Here is a 20,404-nt window from a genome sequence, read left to right on the forward strand (position 1 = left end):
GAAGGGGTTTAAAGCATGAGCAACAACAACCGTCACGAGATTTTTGAAAAAAGCGTCCCCATGCTGGTGATTGGCATCATCTTCGCCATCAGCCTGGGGGGCCTGGTGGAAATCACCCCCCTGTTCTTCCAGAAGCAGACCAACGAGCCGGTGGAGGGCCTCAAGCCCTACACCGCCCTGCAGATGGAAGGACGCGACATCTACATCCGCGAAGGCTGCACCGTCTGCCACAGCCAGATGATCCGCCCGTTCCGCGCCGAGACCGAACGCTACGGCCACTACTCGGTTGCCGGCGAGAGCGTCTGGGAGCACCCCTTCCTGTGGGGCTCCAAGCGTACCGGCCCGGATCTGGCCCGGGTCGGCGGCCGCTACTCCGATGACTGGCATCGCGCCCACCTCATCAACCCGCGCGACGTGGTGCCCGAGTCCAACATGCCGGCCTTCCCCTGGCTCGAGACCAATGTGCTGAGCGGCGAGCTGACCGGCAAGAAGCTGGCTCTGTTCCGGGATCACTTCGGCGTGCCCTATACCGATGCCGACATCGCCGGTGCCGGTGAGGCCGTCAAGGGCAAGACCGAGCTGGATGCGCTGATCGCCTATCTGCAATCACTGGGCCATGCCCTGAAATAAGGAGTCGGGATATGGATTACGGCACATTTCGCGGCCTGTACACCCTGCTGCTGATGGTCATCATGATTGGCATCATCGTCTGGGCCTACAGCAAGCGCCGCAAGGCTTCTTTCGACGAGGCCGCCAACCTGGTTTTTGCCGATGACGAGCAACCCAGTGCTGATAACAAGAACGCAGGAGCGAAGCAATAATGAGCACTCTGTTTAGCATTTTTGTGACCGTCATAAGCCTTGGCACCATTCTCGGCTGCTTCCTGCTGCTGGCCTGGTGCATGAAGGACAAGATGGGGGCCGAAGAGGGCAAACCCATGGGTCACACCTTCGACGGCATCGAGGAGATCAACAATCCCCTGCCGAAGTGGTGGTCCTATATGTTCCTCTTCTTCATCGTCACCGGGCTCATCTACCTGCTCGCCTTCCCGGGCCTTGGCAACTTCAAGGGTCTGCTGGGCTGGCAGAGCTCCAACCAGGATGTGCGTTCCCTGGCCGAGTCCAAGGCGGCGGCCGAGTCTGCCAAGGCCGAAGGACGCGCGGTGGAATACGACCGGGAACTCGCCAAGGCCGACGAGATCTACGGCGCCAAGTTCCGCGAGCTGACCTATCAGGCTGACGGCAATAGCTACAAGGAGATCACCGAGATCGCCAAGGATCCGGAAGCCTTGAAGGTGGGTCAGCGCCTGTTCCTGCAAAACTGTTCCCAGTGTCATGGCTCCGATGCCCGCGGTGGCCGCGGTTTCCCGAACCTGACCGACAGCGAATGGCAGTGGGGCGGCGCCCCCGACCAGATCAAGACCACCATCATGGGCGGTCGTCAGGGGATCATGGCCGCCTGGGGCGAGATCCTGGGTCAGGACGGGGTGAAGGAGGTTGCCTCCTATGTGCTGAGCCTCTCCGGTCGCAAGGTTGATCTGGTGGAAGCCAAGAAAGGGGAAGCACGCTTTGCCATGTGCGCCGCCTGCCACGGTCCGGATGCCAAGGGCGGCATCGCCTTCGGCGCACCGGATCTCACCAACAACATCTGGCTCTATGGCGGCTCCCGTCAGGTGGTCGAACAGACCATCACCCACGGGCGCCACGGCGTGATGCCGGCCTGGAAGGACATTCTGGGGGAAGACAAGGTACATCTGCTCGCTTCCTACGTTTACAGCTTGTCCCACAACGATCGGCAAAATCAGCAGTAACATGTGATAAGCACGTGATTAATCAGCAAAAAGCCTCGACTCTTCGAGGCTTTTTGTTATCTTGTGTTGGCTGAATTACCGCCATTTCGTTAACCATTTGTTTCGGTAGCATCATGACTCAACCCTGGTATCGCCAATTCTGGCCCTGGTTCATCATCGCCCTCCCCTGCGCCGCCGTGGTAGGCAGCATCGCCACCGCCATCATTGCCAGCAAGGATGGGGTCAACCTGGTGGCGGAGGACTACTACAAGCAGGGCAAGGAGATTAACCAGGATCTCAGCAAGTTCGATCGCGCCGAGGCGCTCGGCATCCGTATCGCCCTCAATGTCAGCGACAAGGAGCTGACGTTAAATCCACTGTCCGGGGATTTCCCCCTCGGGCAGGCACTGCACCTCTCCCTGTTTCATCCCACGTTGGCGGGCCTGGACAGCGAACATCTGCTGACGGCCGATGGCAAGGGAGTCTATCGCCTGATGCTCGACAAGCCCCTCACCGGCAAGTGGCACGTGCGGGTCGATGCCTTCAACCATGAATGGCGCCTCCAGGAGACGGCACAACTGCCGACTCAGGCAGCGATTGAGCTCGATCCCAAGGGACGTTGAATCACGAAGGCAGGGTGATCGGCACGCCGGTCAGCCGCCCTTCTCCCCGACCCGGCCTGCAGGGCTGCATCAAAGAGGGATGATCACCATGACCGGCTGTTTTCACTGTGGTGAACCGGTTCCCACTGGCAGTAACTTTACTCTCGAGATCAAAGGCATCGTTCAGCCGATGTGTTGCCCTGGCTGTCAGGCCGTGGCACAGACCATTCTCGAATGCGGCCTCGCCAGTTATTACGAACACCGCACCGCTCCCGGCATCAAGGGGGAACTGGTGCCCGAAGAGCTCGCCGCCCTCACCCACTACGATCTGGCAGAGGTGCAGCAGGAGTTCGTCACCGACACCGGTACGGGTCGCGAAACTACGCGCGAGATCCAGCTGACGGTGGAAGGTTTGACCTGCGCCGCCTGTGCCTGGCTCATCGAGCGGCACCTGATGACCCTGCGCGGTCTGCGTTACATCAACGTCAATACCACCACCCATCGCGCCCGCATCAAGTGGGATCCGGCCCAGCTCTCTTTGAGCGACATTCTCAAGGGCTTTGCCAGGGTCGGCTATCGCGCCTATCCCTTCCAGACTCATCAGCAGGAAGCGCTCTACGCCAAAGAGGTGCGCAGCTACATGTTCCGCATGGCGCTGGCCGGCCTTGGCTCCATGCAGGTGATGATGTGCGCCGTAGCACTCTACATGGACCTCTTCATCAGCGTGGAAGAGGAGTTCATGATCTACTTCAAGTGGATAAGCCTTCTGCTCTCCACCCCCATCATGATCTACTCGGCCCAGCCTTTTTACGTGGGGGCATGGCGCAGCCTGAAGCAGGGGCACCTCTCCATGGATGTTTCGGTGTCGCTGGCACTGATCGGCGCCTTCGTCGCCTCCATCTGGGCCACGGTCTTCAACACGGGTGAGGTCTATTACGACTCCATCACCATGTTCGTCTTTTTCCTGCTGTTGGGCCGTCTGCTGGAACTGCGAGCGAGGCGCAAGGCGTCGGAGTCGAGCTCCAACCTGGCGCGTCTGGTGCCCATCATGGCGACCCGCATCGATGATGACGGCGAACACGAGGTGGCCGCCAAAACGCTGCGAGTCGGAGACAGGGTGCGGGTACTCGCGGGGGCCACCCTGCCGGCAGACGGCATCGTCACCTTGGGCCAGGCCAGCCTCAACGAATCCATGCTGACTGGCGAACAGTTGCCTCTGCTCAAGCAGGCCGGGGATCCCGTCTATGCAGGCACCATCAATACCGATGCCCCCCTGGAGATCCGGGTCAGCCATCCCATTGAAGAGTCGCGTCTGGCCCAGATCATGCGCCTGCAGGATCATGCTCTGGACGACAAGCCCGCCATCGCCCAACTGGCGGACGTGCTGTCGCGCCACTTTATCCTGGTGCTCCTGATCATTGCGGCCGGGGTCTGGACCTTCTGGCATTTTCATGAGCCCGAGCGGGCCTTCTGGGTCACCCTGGCGGTGCTGGTGGCGACCTGCCCCTGCGCCCTCTCGCTGGCCACCCCGACCGCACTGACCTCGGCCACTGCCAACCTGACCCGCAGCGGCATCCTGCTGCGCCGCGGCCACGTGCTGGACATTCTGACCCGGGCCAACCGCATCGTGATGGACAAGACGGGGACCCTGACCACGGGCAACATCAGCCTGGTGAGCACCCAGCCCCTCGGCGAGCTCGACGCAGCCCGCTGCCTCGCCCTCGCCCAGGCCCTGGAGACCTACTCCGAGCACCCCATCGCCCGTGCGTTTCGAAGCAAACCACTGGCGGACGGGGTGCCGCTCGCCGCCAGCGACATCACCCCCGTCATCGGCCACGGCGTGCAGGGGGTGATTGAGGGCAAACATTACCGCATCGGCAGTGCACGCTGGCTCGAACTGGCGCAAGAAGAGAATGCCGCTCAAGGGCTGGCCATCTATCTGGCCGATGAACACGGACTGCTGGCCCGTTTCATCCTGGCCGACACGCTACGCCCCGATGCCGGTGCACTGATCCAGGCCTTCAAGGAGGCTGGCCTGCAAACCACCATTCTCACCGGCGACGGTTCGGACCAGGCGGACATGCTGGCCCGCGAGCTGGGTGTCGATGAGCTGGTAAAAGGGGTCACCCCGGACGGCAAGCTGGCCTACCTCAAGGCCCGGGAAGCGGCCGGGGATATCAGCATCATGGTGGGAGATGGCATCAACGACGCCCCTGTGCTGGCCGGCGCCCACGCGTCCTTTGCCATGGCGGGGGGCACGGATCTGGCCAAGAACAGCGCCGACGCCATCCTGCTGGCCGACGATCTCTCCCGTCTGCTGGCCGCCCGGGCCCTGGCCCTGCGCACTCGCAAGATCATCAAGGAGAACTTTGCCTGGTCCATCGGCTACAACCTGCTTGTGCTGCCGCTGGCGGCAAGTGGCTGGCTCCCCCCTTATCTGGCGGCTGCTGGCATGTCCCTGAGCTCCCTCATCGTGGTCACCAACTCCATGCGGCTCAACCGGTGAGCAGCCATCTGGCATCCTCCCGGGTGGCGGCACCTCTTGCCTCGCCGGGTTATCATCCCCCTTTCACCACAGGGTCCGCGCCATGAACATCATCTTCGTCCTTATCCCCATCGCCATCCTGTTCGTTGTCATTGCAGGAGCCGTCTTCTTCTGGGCCATCCGCTCCGAGCAGTTCGAGGATCTCGACAGGCAGGGCTCCAACATCCTGTTTGACGAGGAGCAGCGCCCCTTGCCCCCCCCTGAACAACAAGCAGAACAGGAAAGCAAGCCTCATGACCAGCAGCCTTGACCTCATGGGCGCCCTGCTGGTCGGGCTTGCCGGTGCCGGCCACTGTATCGGCATGTGCGGCGGCGTGTCCGCCGCGCTCTCCATGGCCATACCTGCCGAGAGGCAGCATTTTTGGGGCCGACTCGGTTATCTGCTCAACTACAACCTGGGGCGCATCCTGAGCTATGTGCTGGCGGGCGCGCTGGTGGGTGGTTTGCTCGCCACCACCACGGAGATAGGCGCTGGCAAACACGCCCTGGCAGGGCTTCGCCTCATCGCCGCCCTGCTGATGATAGCGCTCGGCCTCTACTTGGCTGGCTGGTGGCATGGCGTCTTGCTGCTCGAGCGCATCGGTGCGAAGTTCTGGCCTCTCATCAAGCCGCTGGCAGGCAGGTTTCTCCCGTTTACATCAGCCTGGCAGGCCCTCCCCTTTGGCATGGTCTGGGGCTGGCTCCCTTGCGGCCTCGTCTACTCCATGCTGACCTGGAGCGCTGCCGCAGGCTCCGCAAGTGGCGGGGCGCTCATCATGCTCTTTTTCGGCCTCGGCACCCTGCCGACTCTGTTTGCGCTGGGGGGGCTGGCAGACCGATTGCGCTACTGGCTCACCCTGCGCAGCCTGCGCCTTGGGGGCGCCTTGCTGCTTATTGCCTACGGGATCCACACCCTCTGGATCGGGATGGCGTCCTTTTGAAACCCTATCCAAAACGGATGAGATGGTGGTAAACTTGTTTGATATAAATCAATTATTCATTTGAGCCTATGATCCCGGACAAGAAACCTGGCAGACGTATTCAGAGCGGTGGCTGTGCAATTCATTGCCAGGATTGCAGCATCAGCCAGCTCTGCATCCCCTTCACCCTTAACGACAACGAGCTCGATCAGCTCGACAGCATTATCGAGCGCAAAAAGCCGATCCAGAAGGGTGAAGAGTTGTTCAAGGCCGGCGATGAGCTCAAGTCGCTCTATGCCATACGTTCCGGGACCATCAAGTCATATACCATCACCGAACAGGGTGACGAACAGATCACCGCCTTCCACCTCGCCGGTGATCTGGTCGGTTTCGACGCCATCCACAAGCAGGCCCACCCCTCCTTCGCCCAGGCGCTGGAAACCGCCATGGTGTGCGAAATACCGTTCGATGTGCTCGACGACCTCTCTGGTAAGATGCCCAAACTGCGCCAGCAGATCATGCGGCTGATGAGCAACGAGATCATGGGCGACCAGGAGATGATACTGCTGCTCTCCAAAAAGAACGCCGAAGAGCGCCTCGCTGCCTTCCTGCACAATCTCTCGGTTCGCTTCTCCGAGCGCGGCTTCTCCGCCAAGGAGTTCCGCCTCTCCATGACCCGTGGGGACATCGGCAACTACCTCGGTCTCACCGTCGAGACCATCAGCCGCCTGCTGGGCCGTTTCCAGAAATCCGGTCTCATCAGCGTTAAAGGCAAATACATTACTGTATTGGACAACGTTGCCTTGGGCGTCATGGCCGGAGCCACTCGTCCTCCCTGCGGTTAATCCCCGTTTATTTCCTCTTTTGCCGGATCGGAGCACCCTGAAATTTGATCCGGCACACCTTCCCGCCTCCCCCCTTGGACTAAGCTGTAATAGCTAAAGAGTTGCCATCATTGGCCTTTTTGCCAAGGAGGAGAACATGGTCAAGTACCGAAACATTCTGGTGGTGATCAATCCCGAGGAGGAGCGCCAGATTGCGCTCGAGCGCGCGGTCAAGGTCGCCGAGCTGGATGAGGGCGCCCAGCTGACCCTGCTCCTGACGATTTACGACTTCTCTTACGAGATGACCGCCATGCTCTCGGCAGACGAGCGGGAAGAGATGCGCCATGGTGTCATCGCCCAACGTCGGGAGTGGCTCGACGAGATCCTCACTCCCTATCGGGCCAGAGGGCTGGAATGCGAAGTGAAAGTGCTCTGGCACAACCGTCCCTTCGAGTGCGTCATTCAGGAAGTGCTGGAGCAGCGTCACGATCTGGTCGTCAAGGCGACTCACAAGCACTCCTTCCTGCAAACCTTCATCTTCACCCCCACCGACTGGCACCTGCTGCGCAAATGCCCCTGTCCGGTTCTGCTGGTAAAAGAAGGGCACTGGCAACGGGGGGGCAACCTGATTGCCGCCATCAACTGCTCGAGCGATGACAAGGAGCAGAAGGTGCTCAACGAGCGGATCACCCGCGAGGGGATCGCCATCGCCGAGCTGCTTGGTGCCAGTCTCTATCTGGTCAACACCTACCCGGGCACCCCGGTCAATGTCGCCATCGAACTGCCAGAGTTCGATCCCAACGCCTACAACGATGCCATTCGCAAACACCATGAAGATCTGCTGCGAGAACATGCCGATCAGTTCGGCATCAACCACATGTGGACCAAAGTGGCGGAAGGCTTGCCGGAGGAGGTGCTGCCGGACATGGCGGACGATCTGAATGCCACCCTGATGATCATGGGATGCGTCGGCCGTACCGGCCTCTCTGCCGCCCTGCTTGGCAACACCGCCGAGCACGTGGTGGACAGGCTCAACTGCGACATTCTCATCCTCAAACCCGACGATTACAGCTGCCCTGTGGATGACAGGCGTCATCCTGCATAAGCGTTTCTTGCCCTCCCCCGGGACATGGCTATAATAAGCCGCTTATTTTTGTCCCGGGTTTGAGGCCATGCTAGAAGAGCTTAACGCCAAAGAGAAATACAGTTTCAACAAGCTGCAGAAACGCCTGCGGCGCAACGTGGGCCAGGCCATCGCCGACTTCAACATGATTGAAGAGGGTGACAAGATCATGGTCTGCCTGTCTGGCGGCAAGGACAGCTTTGCCATGCTCGACATCCTGATGAGCCTGAAGGCCAGCGCCCCCATCCATTTCGATCTGGTGGCCGTCAACCTGGATCAGAAGCAACCCGGCTTCCCCGAGCACGTGCTGCCCGAATACCTGAGCACCCTCGGCATCGACTTCAAGATCGTGGAAGAAGATACCTACTCCATCGTCAAGGAGAAGGTACCGGAGGGCAAGACCACCTGCGCGCTCTGCTCCCGCCTGCGCCGCGGCATTCTGTATCGCACCGCCCAGGAGCTGGGTTGCACCAAGATCGCCCTTGGCCATCACCGTGACGACATCCTCGAGACTCTGTTCCTCAACATGTTCTACGGTGGCAAGCTCAAATCCATGCCCCCCAAGCTGGTGAGCGACGATGGCAAGAACGTGGTGATCCGCCCCCTGGCCTACTGCAAGGAGAAAGATCTGGTGCGCTATGCCGAGGTCAAGGCCTTCCCCATCATCCCCTGCAACCTGTGCGGCTCCCAGGAGAACCTGCAGCGCCAGGCCATCAAACAGATGATGCAGGAGTGGGATCGCCGCTTCCCGGGTCGTCTCGAAACCATGTTCACCGCCATTCAGGACGTGATCCCGAGCCACCTGCTCGATCACCAACTGTTTGACTTCAAGAGCATCAACCGCGACTCCGGCATCATCGACGGTGGCGACAAGGCATTTGATCCGCCAGAGCTGCCCAAGGCGCCGCTGCTGGACATCGACGAGATGGACATGCTGGACGTGATTGAGGTGCGCTAAGCCCCGTCACCCACAAAAAAGGAGCGCCAGGCGCTCCTTTTTTCATTCTGGCAATCTGCGGACTCGGGTCGCTACTCCTTGTGCAGCCAGGGGGTCAGGCGCAGGCTCTCCCCTTGCAGTTGCAGCTTGCCCTGGGCAAACCCCTTCAGCTGCGCATTGCTGAGCAGCAGTTGCCCCTGCTGCCAGGAGACGGCCTCCTGACGGGCACCCTCCACAAGGTAGGCAGTGCCTGTGGGCGCCACCATGGAGATCCTCACCCCTTCCATCTTGGGCAGGAAATACTGGCCGACCATGCCGGCCATCTTGTCGAGCAATCGCTGCATCTGCTGCTGGCGCGAGACGAGCTCAGCCAGCGGCACCTCGGGTGTGGCGGGGGCGTCAGCCATCACCTGTACCGACAGATCGCAGGCAGCGTGGGCCTCGGTGAGCCCCACCACCACGATCGCCTTGTCGAGGTTGAGATCATCGTCATAGGGCAGACGCAGTTCGCCATCCACCGTGACCTCGGCGGGCACATCCCTGTCCGGGGTCGAGACCCGGGCCGAGGTGAGCCCGCATCGCCGACCGTTCTGTTGACTGGCCAGATAAAAGCCCAGTCTGGCGTGGCCAAATTCCCCCTTGGCGAAGGTCTTCATCTGGCTGTAGAAGGTGCCGTAGTCAAGTTCAAGGGACGGCTCAGCCTGTCCCAGCATGGGTACCAGCAGGAGCGCCGCCATCCCGTATCGCTTGTTCATATGCCATCCTTTTGCATCATGCTCCGGGCGGGTCGACACCGGCTGACCCCTGGTATCCCGTTATGCGTTGAAATGATCCGGGCCCTGCCCGTCGTTGCCACTGGCAACCTCGGTCACTTCGACTGCCACCCCACACAGATCCCGGTAGAGAATGCCCTTGCAGTTGAAGTAGAGCGGCGCCACCCAGATAAGTCCCAGCCCCATGGGGATGAGCGCCAGGAAGAAGAGTGCCAGCATGACCCCGTGCAGCAGCACTATGCTGGGCCAGCCCCGGGCAAAGAGCTTGAGGGAGACCAGAATGGCCTGAGCCGGGGAAAGACCGCGCTCCAGCACCAGAGGTACGGTAAACACCAGCCCCATGCCCACCAGGGCGGAAGGGATGAAGGCCAGCATCACCGGCACGCCCAGCAGCTCGAACAGGGGGCCAAACAGGCTGGTGATGAGGCTGCCGAGCAGACTCAGGCTGCCCAGGCGCAGGAAGTGGCGGAAGAAGTCGAATACCTGGCTCGGCCGGGCGCGCACCCCCACCGACTGCTGCAACCCCAGCATGTCGAGGGAGGAGGTCATGGGTGACATGATCACCGTGACCAGCAGGCTCAGGATCAGGGCCATATCCATGTCCCCTCCTTCACGGGCGACATAGGGCGTCAGCAAGGTATTGCTCAGCAGGATCCAGATTGCCATGACCCCGGCGATGGCCAGCGCCAATCCGAAACCGGTGCGACGAGTCTGTTGCCACCCCTCTTTCAACACCCCTTGCAGGTCCAGACGATATCCCTGGCTGAGGGACTGTTCGAGGGTTCCACCGATCCGCATTCTATTACTCAATTGACTGTCCAACATTCACTGACGACTGATCCAAGGTGGCACATTATAGCGGTTTGAACCGGCATGCGTAGCCGTTTTTCCTGTTATCTTCCGTTCAGAAAGCCATTGATACCAAAGGCCTTGCAGCCCTTCTTGATGAGGTTCCCCTCACCCTTGGCCCCTCTGGCCAACGGGAGTAGGATGATGGCGTGCGCTGGCGGACGAGATGTCCACTGGCTCTTCTCTCTCACACAAGGAAAACGGTCATGTCCGAACTGACGCTCTATCTTGCCCCGGGTACCTGTGCCATGGCGGTACGCATCGCTCTGGTGGAGGCCGGTGCCCCTCACCTTGTCAAGCGCCTGGATCTGGCCGCTGGTGAACAGCGCAGCCCCGACTACCTCGCCATCAATCCCAAGGGGCGAGTCCCGGCACTGGTGACGGAGCATGGCGTGCTGACCGAAACACCAGCCCTGCTGCTCTACGTGGCCCAGCGTTTTCCTAACGCCGGGCTGGCCCCATTGGATGACCCCTTCCTCCTGGCCAGGATGCAGGAGGTACACAGTTTCCTCGTCTCCACCGTCCATGTCGCCCATGCCCACGGACGCCGTCCCGGCCGCTGGGCCAACGATGAACAGGCCATGGCTGCCATGCAGGCCAAGATGCCCCAGAACATGCGCGATGGCTTTGACCAGATTGAGCGCCACTATCTGGCCGGCCCCTGGGTACTGGGGGAGCGCTTCAGCCTGGCCGACATCTACCTCTTCGTGATTGCAGGCTGGCTCGAGAGCGACGGGGTAGCCATCAGCGAGTTTCCCAAGGTGGCGGATCACTATCAGCGCATGCTGGCCCGCCCCGCAGTGCAGGCGGCGCTCGCCCTCTGATCTCCTCGCGCCGGTTACGCCTTTTTGTACGGGCAACATCCGGCGACGCCTCTCAGACGGGTGCTCTTATGGCACCCGTTTCTTCTGAAATTGCCCTGTCACTGAGATCGTTTTCACATTTTCGTCATCACTGCCTAGACCCGTTAACGGTTAACACCTATCTTTCGCCCTAATGACGCAACCGGTTGCGTAACCGATTGCCCAACTCAATATCCATATGCGGTCCCAGGCCGCCGAGGTGCTGTATGAAACGAGGCAAGCTGCTCAATGCTCCCTTAAGCGCGCTGGTCGCGAAGATGGGCCACACCGACGAGATCACCGTCTGCGACGCTGGCCTGCCCATTCCGGCAGGCCCCGAGCGCATCGATCTGGCGCTGATGGCGGGCACGCCGAGCCTTGAAACCGTACTGGCCGCCCTGCTCACCGACCTGGTGGTGGAGAAGGTGATCATGGCAAGCGAGATCAAGGCGATCAGCCCCGCCACCCATCAGGCGCTGGTGGATCAGCTGGAGGCGCACGCCGCGGCTCAAGGCAAGCCCATCGCCATCGAGTACTGCCTGCACGAAGCGTTCAAGGCTCGCTCCCACCAGAGCAAGGCTATCGTGCGCAGCGGCGAGGTGACTCCCTACGCCAACCTGATCCTCTGCGCCGGTGTGGCGTTCTGAATTCTTCAAAGAAGGCCTCTTCAAGGAAGCTGCAAATGAGCACAACCTCCCCCCTCTCACCCATTCTGGAGCTGACCGGGATCGTCAAGACCTTCCCCGGGGTACGCGCCCTCGACGAAGCGGGTCTTCGGGTCTATCCGGGCCAGGTGATGGCCCTGCTCGGCGAAAATGGCGCTGGCAAGTCGACCCTGATGAAGGTGCTGACCGGCATCTACCAGGCCGATGCGGGCAGCGTCAGCTATCGCGGCCAGCCGGTTCACTTCAAGGGCCCCCGCGACTCCCAGGATCAGGGGATCAGCATCATCCACCAGGAGCTGAACCTGCTGCCGGAATTGTCGATTGCCGCCAACATCTTCCTCGGCCGCGAACCCCGTACCCGTTTTGGCAGCATCGACCACAAGCAGTTGCGTGAGCGTGCCAGCGGTCTGCTGGCACGGCTTGGCGTCAAGCACGGCCCGGATACCCGACTCGGAAGTCTCTCCATCGGCGAGCAACAGATGGTGGAGATAGCCAAGGCGCTGTCGTTCGATGCCAGCGTCATCATCATGGACGAGCCCACCGATGCCCTCACCGACACCGAGACCGAGCAGCTCTTCACCGTCATTCGCGAACTGCGCGAGCAGGGCTGCGGCATCGTCTACATCTCCCACCGCCTGAAAGAGATCTTCGAGATCTGCGATCGGGTCACCGTGCTGCGGGACGGCAAGTGGATCGGCGAGCAGGCGGTGAGCGATCTCGATGAAGACAGGATCATCGAGATGATGGTGGGCCGCCGGCTGGAAGAGCAGTACCCGCGCCTGGTGCGCGAGCTCGGCCCGGTCAGCCTGCAGGTGAAGGATCTGGCTGGCCCCGGCGTGCGCGGGGTGAGCTTCTCCCTGCGTCAGGGGGAAATTCTGGGCTTCAGCGGCCTGATGGGCTCCGGCCGCACCGAGCTGATGAAGCTTATCTATGGCGCCAGCCCCATCAGCGCTGGCCAGGTGACGGTGGATGGCCACGCCCTGGTACCCAGAAGCCCGGCCGATGGTCTGGCCGCCGGCATCGCCTATATCTCCGAGGATCGCAAAGGCGACGGCCTGGTGCTGGAGCTGTCGGTGCGCGAAAACATGAGCCTGTGCGCCCTCGGCGAGTTCATTCGTGGCGGCAAGATTGACGGCAAGGCCGAGCGCCAGGCGGTAGGGGACTATGTGCGTCTGTTCAACATCAAGACCCCGAGTCAGGATCAGCTGATCAAGCTCCTCTCCGGCGGCAACCAGCAGAAGGTGGCCATCGCCAAGGGGCTGCTGACCCGGCCCAAGGTGCTGATCCTGGATGAGCCGACCCGCGGCGTCGATGTCGGCGCCAAGAAGGAGATCTATCAGCTCATCAACCAGTTCAAGAAGGAGGGGATGAGCATCATCCTGGTTTCCTCCGAAATGCCGGAAGTACTCGGCATGAGTGATCGCATCATGGTGATGCACGAAGGGCGCATCAGCGCAGAATTCAACACCCGCGATGCCAATCAGGAGAAGCTGATGGCAGCGGCAGTCGGTAAACAATGGCAAGCAGAGCAAGAGGCAGCACAATGACAACCCAAACCCTTTCCCGCCGCGGCGTCATGAGCAAGGCCTGGTGGATCGAGAACAAGTCCCTGGTCGCGCTGCTGGTGCTGATCGGCGTGGTCTCTTTCCTGAGCCCCAACTTCTTCACCGCCGACAACCTGCTCAACATCCTGCGCCAGACATCGGTCAACGCCATCATGGCGGTCGGCATGACGCTGGTCATCCTCACCGCCGGCATCGATCTGTCGGTCGGCTCTGTACTGGCCCTGTGCGGCGCCCTGGCCGCCACCATGGTGGCCATGGAGCTGCCCATCGGCCTGGTGATCCCCCTCACCCTGGGGGCCGGCGCCCTGCTTGGCAGCGTCAGCGGCCTCATCATCGCCAAGGGCAAGGTACAGGCCTTCATCGCCACCCTGGTCACCATGACCGCCCTGCGCGGCGTCACCATGGTCTACACCGAGGGGCGCCCCATTTCCACCGGCTTCAGTGACGGCGCCGATCACTTCGCCTGGCTGGGTACCGGCTACCTGCTGGGTCTGCCGGTGCCCATCTGGCTGATGGCCATCGTCTTCCTGCTGGCCTGGTACCTGCTCAACCACACTCGCCTGGGCCGCTACATCTATGCCCTCGGCGGCAACGAATCGGCTACCCGCCTCTCCGGTATCAATGTGGATCGGGTCAAGCTCGCGGTGTATGGTCTGTGCGGCATGCTGTCGGCACTGGCCGGGCTCATCGTCACATCCCGCCTCTCCTCCGCCCAGCCCACCGCCGGCATGGGGTACGAGCTGGATGCCATCGCCGCCGTGGTGCTGGGGGGCACCAGCCTGATGGGGGGCAAGGGCCGTATCATGGGTACCCTGATCGGTGCCCTCATCATCGGCTTCCTCAACAATGCCCTCAACCTGCTCGACGTCTCGTCCTATTACCAGATGATCGCCAAGGCCAGCGTGATTTTGCTTGCCGTGATGATCGATAACAAAAGCAACCGTTAACAAGCCACGCCACACACAAGGAATGAAATGATGAAAAAGCTCAATACCCTGCTCGCTGCCGCCATCATGTCCGTGCTGGGCACCGCCCAGGCCGCGGATCACACCCTGGCGATGGTGGTCTCCACCCTCAACAACCCCTTCTTCGTCACCATGAAGGAGGGCGCCGAAGCCAAGGCCAAGGAGCTTGGCTACGAGCTGGTGGTGCTGGACTCCCAGAACGACCCGGCCAAGGAGCTCTCCAACGTGGAAGATCTCACCGTGCGCAAGGTGAACGCCATCCTGATCAACCCGACCGACTCCGAAGCGGTGGGCAACGCCATTCGCCTGGCCAACAAGGCGAACATCCCGGTGCTGACCCTGGACCGCGGCGCAGCCCAGGGTGACGTCAAGGCCCACATCGCCTCCGACAACGTGGCCGGTGGCAAGCTGGCTGGCGACTTCATCGCCGAGAAGCTGGGCAGCGGTGCCAAAGTGATCCAGCTGGAAGGGATCGCAGGTACCTCCGCCGCCCGTGATCGCGGCGAAGGCTTCGCCCTGGCAGTCACCGCCAACAAGCTGCAGGTGCTGGCCTCCCAGCCCGCCGACTTTGATCGCACCAAGGGTCTGAACGTCATGGAGAACCTGCTGGCCGCCCATCCGACCGTGCAGGCAGTGTTCGCCCAGAACGACGAGATGGCGCTGGGTGCCATCCGCGCCGTGCAGGCCGCTGGCAAAGAGGTGATGATCGTGGGCTTTGACGGCACCGACGATGGCAAAGCCGCCGTGGCCAAGGGTAAACTGGCCGCCACCGTGGCCCAGCAGCCTGCCCTCATCGGCGCCATCGGCGTGGAAACCGCCGACAAGGTGCTCAAGGGTCAACCGGTGGAAAAATCCATCCCGGTACCGCTGCAAATCGTCAACAAGTAAGTTGACGGGGGGAGGTTCGCCTCCCCTCTCTTTTTCCGCCAGTGCCGCCTGGTCTGGGTCCACCCAGACCAGGATGTACTCAACCAAGGGTGATAGGAATGAATCGTCTCGTAGTCCTCGGCAGCGTGAATGCGGATCATGTGCTGCGCGTCCCCCACTTTCCCCGCCCCGGTGAAACCCTGACCGGCCACAGCTATCAGGTCGTTCCCGGCGGCAAGGGCGCCAATCAGGCGGTGGCCGCCGCCCGCCTCGGCGCCCCTGTCTCCTTCATCGCCCGCATCGGTGATGATGCCATCGGCCACCAGATGAAAACCGGGTTTGCCAACGACGGCATCGATGTCAGCGCCGTCGAACTCGACCCCAGGCTCCCCACCGGCATCGCCATCATCTATGTGAGCGACGAGGGGGAGAACAGCATCGGCATCTCCGCCGAAGCCAATGGCGCCCTCACCCCGGCCGTAGTGCAAGGTCACGAGGCAATGATCGCCGCCGCCCACACCCTGCTGCTGCAACTGGAAGTGCCGCTCGAGAGCGTGCAGGAAGCGGCCCGTCTGGCTCGTGCCCACGGCACCCGGGTGGTGCTCAACCCCGCCCCCGCGCGCCCGCTCTCAAGGGATCTGCTGGCGCTGGTGGACCTCATCACCCCCAACCAGACCGAGGCCGAGCTGCTGACCGGCGTCAAGGTGACGGACGAAGCGAGCGCCCGTGAGGCTGCAGCCCGCTTCCACCAGATGGGCATCGGTGAGGTGATGATCACCCTGGGGTCTCAAGGGGTCTATTGCAGCAAGGGGCAGCAACAGGCGCTCATGCCGGGTTTCCGGGTCAAGGCAGTGGATACCACGGCGGCCGGGGATACCTTCAACGGCGCCTTCCTGGCGGCCGAGCTCGCCGGCGCCGACTTTGACGCAGCCGTACGCTTTGCCCACGGGGCGGCGGCACTCTCCGTCACTCGGTTTGGTGCCCAGAGCTCCATCCCGAGCAAGCAGGAAGTCGATACCTTCCTCCTTGAACAGACTGCGCAGGGGCACTGATGGCCAATATCAAGGAGGTGGCCGCGCTGGCGGGGGTGTCGACCACCACCGTCTCCCACGTCATCAACGAGACCCGCTTCGTGGCCGAAGAGACCCGGGAGCGGGTCTTCGCCGCCATGCGCGATCTCAACTATGCCCCGAGCCTGGTGGCCCGCAGCCTCAAGGTAAAGGAGACCAACAGCATCGGCATGCTGGTTACCACCTCCAGCAACCCCTTCTTCGCCGAGGTGGTGCGCGGGGTGGAGCGCTACTGCTTCGAGCAGGGTTACAACCTGATGCTGGGCAACACCGAAGGACAGGCCGAGACCGCGCTCTCCTACCTCAAGATGATGCTCAGGAAACGGGTCGACGGCCTGCTCATCATGTGCAGTGAAGGGCAGCAGGAGGTGTTCAACCAGCTCGACTGGCTCAAGAGCCTGCCAGTCGTGGTGATGGACTGGGGCATGGAGAACGGCGAGGTGGATCTCATCGCCGACAACTCCCATCGCGGCGGCTACCTGGCAACCCGCCACCTGCTGGGGCTGGGTCACACTGCCATCGGTTGCATCACGGGGCCCCACAGCCGCGCCCCGGCCAACCAGCGCCAGGCGGGTTTCGAGCAGGCAATGCAGGAGGCCGGGCTCACCGTCAATCCGGGCTGGATCCAGGAGGGAGACTTTGACTGCGCCAGCGGTGCCGCCGCCATGACCCGCCTGCTGGCACTGCCAGAGCGTCCCACCGCGCTGTTTGTCTGCAACGACATGATGGCCATGGGGGTCATCAGTGCCGCCCATCAGGCGGGGCTGGAGATCCCCCGCGATCTCTCCATCGTCGGCTATGACAACGTGGCGCTGGCCCAGTTCATGTCCCCCCCGCTCACCACGGTCAATCAACCGAAAGAGGAGCTGGGCCGCCTCGCCGTCACCCGGCTGCTGGCGCGCATTAACGGCGAGCCCATCGCAAACCGCATGATCACCGTGGATCCGGACCTGGTGATCAGACACTCCTGCGCTCCCTTTTCCTCACCGAACAGCAAACCAGTTTAAGTGCCAGCAAGCAGCAGAAGGGCGGCCATGAGCCGCCCTTCTGTGTATTGTCTCCTTGGCATCGGCCCCGGACTGCACAAGCCACCACTCAACTCAGCTTGAGATCATCCTCTTGCTGCGCCTCTCCCCGGGGAGCCAGGCGCAGCAGCCCCAGCGCCGTTGCCAACGGCTGGAGCAGCGCCTCGTACCCGGAGGGGGCTGGCAGCCAGTAGCGAATTGGCCAGCCCGCTTGCAGCAGTTCGGGGGCGCTGCTGCCAAGCTCGCTCAGCGCCAGCACGCAGCCACACTCGCGCATCTTCTCAAGCAGGGTGGCATCCGGTATCAGCGCAGGCAATGCCAGGATCAGCCTCCCCTGTGGCAAGGGGGGCAGGCTCGCCAGCAGAGGGGCCAGCTGGGCAGGCTGATGAAGCCTTACCAGCAAGGTGCCACTGCATGGCTCTTCTGTCAGCCATCGTGCCATCACGGGCCCAAGGACACCACGCTCCTGCATCCAGCCCACATCACAGGGCTGCTGGCTCACCCGCCAGCGCAGGCTGACCGCCGTCACCGGCACGCCCTGCTCGTCTCTCATCGGCTCGCAGAGGGTCTCCAGGGGTGAAGGGGCGGCCCCCGCCAGCCATTCCCGCAGTTGGTGCAGCTGCCGCTGGGCCATGTGGAGGTCAGCCTTCATCGCACTCTGATACCACACCAGGGTGTTCCCCTCACGCTTGGCCTCGTTCAATGCCAATATGGCCTGCTCCAATAGCTCATCGGCATCCTCGCCACCCTCGCACCTGGCCACTCCGAAGCGACACGCCAGATCAAAGCTGCTTTCCCGGGTCACGAACTCAAACTGCAACAGGCTCACCATGGCGGCCATGCGGGCATCGAGATCTCCCTCTTCGTCGTCCAGCACCACGGCGAACTCATCGCCCCCCAGCCGGTACGCACGACCGGGGCATGCCTGACGCAACCGGGCCGCAACGGCCTGCAACAGGCGATCACCAACCTGGTATCCGAGCAGATCATTGACCTGCTTGAACCGCTTCAGATCCAGCACCGCCAGCGCCTGGACTCGATCTTGCAGCAGGGATTGCCTGAGCTGTCCCTGCAAGGCCCGGCGGTTGCCAAGCCGGGTCATGGGATCGAGCAGGGAGAGGCGACGATTCTGCAGATTGGTCCGAATGAGGGCAAATACCAGCACACAGCCCATCACCAGCAGGATCAACTGCCAGATCTGGATCCAGAACAGGCTCTGGCGCAACTGGTTGAGGGAGGCTTCCCGCTCCTGGCCGGAGAGGATCTGATCCCCAATCTGCTCCACCTGATGGGTCAAGCCGGTCAGCCGGACGAGGGCAAGATCGAGGGCTTTCCCCCTCTTCAGCTCCCCGGACTGCATCTGGGGATCCAGCCCCTTGAGTTCGTCAAAGAGCCGTTCAAGCACCTCCCCCAGCCCATGCCTCGCCCGCGCATCGGCGGTCTCGGTACTGATCAGGAACACATCCAGCCGGTTCCACAGCAGGTCGTAATCCAGGCTCAGGGCCGCCATGTCGAGCGCCCCGGCACGGTAGAGGCGCACATCATAGAGAAATCGCTGGGACTCCTGCATTACCTGGCTGATGTTCCAGTGGGTGTTGCGGTAGAACATGTCAACGAGCTGCTCGTGCCGACTCTGCAGCAGCAGCCCCCAGAGGGACGAGAAGAGAAACAGCAGGGAAATGGCTGCAAGCAGCAGGTTATCTCGCTGTCGTCGCGTCACGGGACAACCTCGATGCGGATCACCTGCCAGACCATGTTGTTGTGGATGGCGGACACATCCATGTCGGGATGGGCCGAGAGGGGGACCAGCAGCCAGAGCGGCCCTTTATTGCGACGGGTGAGCGGTTTGTCATCCTGGTAACGCACCAGGGTCAGCGGCACCTTGGCAAACAGGGAGAGATCGACCCGCTGCTGGTAGCCATTGAGTGCGGCGACATCGATGGCGCTGGCACTATCCACCTGCTGCGCCGCCAGCACGCTCTTCAGGGTCGGTCCACGATAGCGGTGAGTGCCGAGGGTCCAGGGCGTCGCCGTCTCGAACTCCACTTGTGGCAAGGCTGCCAACGCCGCCTCATCCAGGGTGATTTCCCGCTTGTCCGGCAGGATCAGTTGCAATAGCGAAGAGGAGGAAGCCTGGGTACCGAACGAGAAAAGCACCAGCAGGAGCGAGGCCATCCCGCGCGTTGGAAAGTTCATGACATGTTGTGCCAACTGCATCTTGAAGTTAGGTGCCAGTGTGGCGATTTCAGTGGGTCAATGCAACTGTGTGAAAAATCAATAATTAGGGGCCCCGCATCTCCATCCAGTTATGGCCCTCGACGGAGAGAGGCTGATGCACTCCGCAACTTTGCAGGAGTTCATCCACAAAAGCGGGCACCAGCAAGGAAGCCGGACCATAACGTTTTTCATCAAACTGGCTGCCCACTTCGCTCGGCTCCAGATTGAGCTCCACCGTATGGGCACCGTTCAGGCCGGCCTCATGGACGAATCCGGCGGCAGGGTAGACCGCCCCGGAGGTCCCGATGGAGATGAAGAGATCGCACTGAGCCAGGGCCGAGTAGATGCGGTCAAGTCCGAGGGGCATCTCCCCGAACCAGACCACATGGGGGCGCAGCGGGTGGGGAAACTGGCAGCAGGAACACAGCTCTTCCTGATGGAGATCCCCGCGCCACTCGATCACCTGACCCGAGCCCGGGCAGCGGGCCTTGAGCAACTCGCCGTGCATGTGGATGAGGTTCTTGCTGCCGGCACTCTCGTGCAGGTTGTCGATGTTCTGGGTGACCAAGGTGACGCGCCCCGGCAGCAGGCGCTCCAGACGGGCCAATGCATAGTGGGCCGGATTGGGGTGGATCTCGGCGCGCTGCAACTGATGGCGCCGTGCATTGTAGAAACGTTGTACCAGTTCGGGATCCCGCGCATAGCCTTCAGGGGTGGCCACGTCCTCCACCCTGTGCTCTTCCCACAGGCCATCACAGGCCCGGAAGGTCTTGATACCGGATTCGGCCGAGATGCCGGCACCGGTGAGGATCACGATATGTTTGGCTGACTGCACCATGGTTGTTCT

22 protein-coding genes are annotated in these 20,404 nt (G+C 61.9%); 17 read left to right on the plus strand and 5 right to left on the minus strand.

The genetic code is table 11. From position 1 onward, the window contains the following. Nucleotides 1-15 precede the first annotated feature (15 nt). From ccoO to ttcA, 10 genes are all read left to right on the plus strand, one after another. Complete coding sequence (gene ccoO / locus BGO64_RS00720) at nucleotides 16-630, plus strand: cytochrome-c oxidase, cbb3-type subunit II (protein ID WP_010674774.1); 615 nt, start codon at nucleotides 16-18, stop codon at nucleotides 628-630. 11 nt (nucleotides 631-641) lie between these two features. Further along, nucleotides 642-821: a CcoQ/FixQ family Cbb3-type cytochrome c oxidase assembly chaperone gene (locus BGO64_RS00725; RefSeq protein WP_010674775.1), complete on the plus strand. Its 180-nt coding sequence runs from the start codon at nucleotides 642-644 to the stop codon at nucleotides 819-821. After that, nucleotides 821-1,810, plus strand: coding sequence for a cytochrome-c oxidase, cbb3-type subunit III (ccoP, locus tag BGO64_RS00730; RefSeq protein ID WP_286699981.1), 990 nt, complete (start codon nucleotides 821-823; stop codon nucleotides 1,808-1,810). The genes BGO64_RS00725 and ccoP overlap by 1 nt, the downstream gene beginning before the upstream one ends. A gap of 113 nt (nucleotides 1,811-1,923) precedes the next feature. Further along, nucleotides 1,924-2,412 (plus strand): FixH family protein, encoded by a 489-nt coding sequence (locus tag BGO64_RS00735; RefSeq protein ID WP_010674777.1) that lies wholly within the window; start codon nucleotides 1,924-1,926, stop codon nucleotides 2,410-2,412. Nucleotides 2,413-2,500: 88 nt separating this feature from the next. Then, a complete protein-coding gene (locus BGO64_RS00740) occupies nucleotides 2,501-4,897 on the plus strand; it encodes a heavy metal translocating P-type ATPase (protein ID WP_286699982.1) in 2,397 nt (798 codons plus the stop codon). 82 nt (nucleotides 4,898-4,979) lie between these two features. After that, the gene (gene ccoS / locus BGO64_RS00745; protein ID WP_124243799.1) at nucleotides 4,980-5,186 is read left to right on the plus strand and encodes a cbb3-type cytochrome oxidase assembly protein CcoS; all 207 of its coding nucleotides are present in this window, start codon (nucleotides 4,980-4,982) and stop codon (nucleotides 5,184-5,186) included. Further along, the gene (locus BGO64_RS00750; protein ID WP_286699983.1) at nucleotides 5,170-5,856 is read left to right on the plus strand and encodes a sulfite exporter TauE/SafE family protein; all 687 of its coding nucleotides are present in this window, start codon (nucleotides 5,170-5,172) and stop codon (nucleotides 5,854-5,856) included. Before ccoS ends, BGO64_RS00750 begins: the two co-directional genes overlap by 17 nt. Before the next feature lie 68 nt (nucleotides 5,857-5,924). Then, the gene (gene fnr / locus BGO64_RS00755; RefSeq protein WP_041215139.1) at nucleotides 5,925-6,680 is read left to right on the plus strand and encodes a fumarate/nitrate reduction transcriptional regulator Fnr; all 756 of its coding nucleotides are present in this window, start codon (nucleotides 5,925-5,927) and stop codon (nucleotides 6,678-6,680) included. Between the two features lie 136 nt (nucleotides 6,681-6,816). Then, nucleotides 6,817-7,764, plus strand: a complete 948-nt coding sequence (gene uspE, locus BGO64_RS00760) for a universal stress protein UspE (RefSeq protein WP_039040780.1) — start codon at nucleotides 6,817-6,819, stop codon at nucleotides 7,762-7,764. Between the two features lie 67 nt (nucleotides 7,765-7,831). After that, the gene (ttcA, locus tag BGO64_RS00765; RefSeq protein ID WP_010674783.1) at nucleotides 7,832-8,740 is read left to right on the plus strand and encodes a tRNA 2-thiocytidine(32) synthetase TtcA; all 909 of its coding nucleotides are present in this window, start codon (nucleotides 7,832-7,834) and stop codon (nucleotides 8,738-8,740) included. Nucleotides 8,741-8,811: 71 nt separating this feature from the next. On the opposite strand, the gene BGO64_RS00770 is transcribed toward ttcA, so the two are convergent. Both BGO64_RS00770 and BGO64_RS00775 read right to left on the minus strand, forming a co-directional pair. Further along, nucleotides 8,812-9,474 carry a DUF2987 domain-containing protein gene (locus tag BGO64_RS00770; RefSeq protein WP_216944275.1) on the minus strand — a complete coding sequence of 221 codons (663 nt, stop codon included), beginning with the start codon at nucleotides 9,472-9,474 and terminating at the stop codon, nucleotides 8,812-8,814. Nucleotides 9,475-9,534: 60 nt separating this feature from the next. Then, complete coding sequence (locus BGO64_RS00775) at nucleotides 9,535-10,290, minus strand: DUF2189 domain-containing protein (RefSeq protein ID WP_042017089.1); 756 nt, start codon at nucleotides 10,288-10,290, stop codon at nucleotides 9,535-9,537. Nucleotides 10,291-10,547: 257 nt separating this feature from the next. On the opposite strand from BGO64_RS00775, the gene BGO64_RS00780 reads away from it, so the two are divergent. From BGO64_RS00780 to BGO64_RS00810, 7 genes are all read left to right on the plus strand, one after another. Further along, nucleotides 10,548-11,165 carry a glutathione S-transferase family protein gene (locus tag BGO64_RS00780; RefSeq protein WP_201890014.1) on the plus strand — a complete coding sequence of 206 codons (618 nt, stop codon included), beginning with the start codon at nucleotides 10,548-10,550 and terminating at the stop codon, nucleotides 11,163-11,165. A gap of 245 nt (nucleotides 11,166-11,410) precedes the next feature. Next, a complete protein-coding gene (rbsD, locus tag BGO64_RS00785) occupies nucleotides 11,411-11,830 on the plus strand; it encodes a D-ribose pyranase (protein WP_216944276.1) in 420 nt (139 codons plus the stop codon). A gap of 35 nt (nucleotides 11,831-11,865) precedes the next feature. Then, a complete protein-coding gene (rbsA, locus tag BGO64_RS00790; RefSeq protein WP_286699984.1) occupies nucleotides 11,866-13,395 on the plus strand; it encodes a ribose ABC transporter ATP-binding protein RbsA in 1,530 nt (509 codons plus the stop codon). After that, nucleotides 13,392-14,360 carry a ribose ABC transporter permease gene (rbsC, locus tag BGO64_RS00795; RefSeq protein ID WP_042863889.1) on the plus strand — a complete coding sequence of 323 codons (969 nt, stop codon included), beginning with the start codon at nucleotides 13,392-13,394 and terminating at the stop codon, nucleotides 14,358-14,360. The genes rbsA and rbsC overlap by 4 nt, the downstream gene beginning before the upstream one ends. Before the next feature lie 30 nt (nucleotides 14,361-14,390). Beyond that, the gene (gene rbsB, locus BGO64_RS00800) at nucleotides 14,391-15,266 is read left to right on the plus strand and encodes a ribose ABC transporter substrate-binding protein RbsB (RefSeq protein ID WP_010674790.1); all 876 of its coding nucleotides are present in this window, start codon (nucleotides 14,391-14,393) and stop codon (nucleotides 15,264-15,266) included. Between the two features lie 98 nt (nucleotides 15,267-15,364). Further along, entirely contained in the window at nucleotides 15,365-16,297 is a 933-nt protein-coding gene (rbsK, locus tag BGO64_RS00805; RefSeq protein WP_216944278.1) for a ribokinase, read from the plus strand. Next, on the plus strand, nucleotides 16,297-17,322 hold the full coding sequence (locus tag BGO64_RS00810) for a substrate-binding domain-containing protein (RefSeq protein WP_216944279.1): 1,026 nt from the start codon (nucleotides 16,297-16,299) through the stop codon (nucleotides 17,320-17,322). Before rbsK ends, BGO64_RS00810 begins: the two co-directional genes overlap by 1 nt. A gap of 88 nt (nucleotides 17,323-17,410) precedes the next feature. Here the strand turns inward: BGO64_RS00810 and BGO64_RS00815 are convergent, their stop codons facing one another. From BGO64_RS00815 to cobB, 3 genes are all read right to left on the minus strand, one after another. Further along, nucleotides 17,411-19,060, minus strand: a complete 1,650-nt coding sequence (locus tag BGO64_RS00815) for a GGDEF domain-containing protein (protein ID WP_274799354.1) — start codon at nucleotides 19,058-19,060, stop codon at nucleotides 17,411-17,413. Next, nucleotides 19,057-19,536, minus strand: coding sequence for a putative pterin-binding protein (locus BGO64_RS00820; RefSeq protein WP_029314555.1), 480 nt, complete (start codon nucleotides 19,534-19,536; stop codon nucleotides 19,057-19,059). Before BGO64_RS00820 ends, BGO64_RS00815 begins: the two co-directional genes overlap by 4 nt. Before the next feature lie 85 nt (nucleotides 19,537-19,621). Then, nucleotides 19,622-20,395: a Sir2 family NAD+-dependent deacetylase gene (cobB, locus tag BGO64_RS00825; RefSeq protein WP_010674794.1), complete on the minus strand. Its 774-nt coding sequence runs from the start codon at nucleotides 20,393-20,395 to the stop codon at nucleotides 19,622-19,624. Nucleotides 20,396-20,404: the final 9 nt, after the last annotated feature.

This window comes from Aeromonas sp. 62-46, from assembly GCF_001898585.1.
GTDB classification, from domain to species: Bacteria; Pseudomonadota; Gammaproteobacteria; order Enterobacterales; family Aeromonadaceae; genus Aeromonas; species Aeromonas caviae.